The organism is Aliivibrio sp. 1S128 (genome assembly GCF_001691065.1).
In the GTDB taxonomy this organism is placed as follows: domain Bacteria; phylum Pseudomonadota; class Gammaproteobacteria; order Enterobacterales; family Vibrionaceae; genus Aliivibrio.
This window is the reverse complement of record NZ_MAJV01000021.1, coordinates 472-1,427: the sequence shown is the minus strand read 5'-3', so window position 1 is coordinate 1,427 and position 956 is coordinate 472. Positions and strand designations below refer to the sequence as shown.

The 956-nt window shown below is 30.4% G+C and carries 1 protein-coding gene; it reads right to left on the bottom strand.

What is annotated here, in order from left to right; genetic code table 11:
- Positions 1-27: 27 nt before the first annotated feature.
- Positions 28-867, bottom strand: a complete 840-nt coding sequence (locus A6E03_RS04375) for a helix-turn-helix domain-containing protein (protein ID WP_065600242.1) — start codon at positions 865-867, stop codon at positions 28-30.
- Between the last annotated feature and the right edge of the window lie 89 nt (positions 868-956).

The window sequence follows — 956 nt, the reverse complement described above, 5'->3', positions numbered from 1 at the left end:
TTGATGCATTTGTTATGTGTATTCTAACTACAGGTTTTCAATCACACCTTTGTATTCATGGATATATGATTTTAATTGTGGACTAAATAAAACTTCATCCTTATGAGCTTTAAAAAATGATTCTCTTGTATGATCGGATTCCATCATTTTATCAAAAATACTATTATTACTCTTAACTAACACTTGTTGATGAGTTAATTTTGAATCCAAAAGCTCAAGGCTCATTTTAATTGTCGAATATTTCGACAAAGGGAGTTTATATGAAGCCAAAAACTCATTCTTTACAATTGCTTCAAAAATAAAATTAATATATTCATGAGGAGAATTAATTGTTATGAACATACTGTCAAAAATATTCATTTTGTTTGCATGAGACATATTGTTATTCATTTTATAATGTACAATTTTACGCAACGCTTTAGTCTTCTTATCCTCTGATAGTAGCTTTTTTTCTATCAGTTTTTTTAGTTTGCCACCTTGAACCTTAATTGCTTCATGGTTTTCTCTAAGGAAACAGTCTCCCTCGTTGATTCCTTTGTAATCAGATATAGCAGAAATAACATCATCTGATTCTTCCACAGTAATCGTAATTAACAATCCACTTTTTTGTGAATTAAACACTATCAAATTATCGGACATTTTATTTATTGAGGTGGTCAACCTATCATTTTCCAACCACTCGTATACTTTACTTGGCTGTGTATATTCGGTACCAGTCTTATCCTCTTTTCCAACTACAATTCTCCCTCCTGATGCATTCGCAAAAGCTGAAATCTCTTTGAAAAGCTTCGCAAGTATTGTCTTTTCATTTGGATTAGGTTCTCTATGAAAATCTTTATATTCAATTAATTGCCCTTCAACACTCATTCATTTTCCTTAATTTAATATGCCACAAGGATTATACTTTTAGATGTATTATTGTTTAGCTCATAAAATACACATAACGCCTGCATAAC